We start from the raw sequence: 231 nt of genomic DNA, 5'->3' as shown, positions 1-231 counted from the left end.
GGATCAGGCTTCGTGCCGGGAACATTGTGCGTTTTCTCGGACGAGACCAAGGAACTGAGCCAGGAACAGGTGGGGATGTTGGAGGTCCTGGCCAAGCAGGTGGTTGAACTCCTGGAACTTCAGCACCGGACCGCCCAACTTGACCGCACCTATTCCGAACTCAGGGCCAGCAACGCCAAGCTCGCAGGATTCGCCGGACGGGTAAGCCATGACCTTCGCATCCCCCTGACC

The 231-nt window shown here is 60.2% G+C and carries 1 pseudogene; it reads left to right on the top strand.

What is annotated here, in order from left to right:
- A pseudogene (locus tag ACR9ZK_RS23780) lies at positions 1 to 231 on the top strand (histidine kinase); the annotation flags it as partial.

It is taken from the genome of Monashia sp. HAY1-5C (assembly GCF_056755255.1).
This window is presented reverse-complemented; position numbering and strand designations above follow the sequence as displayed.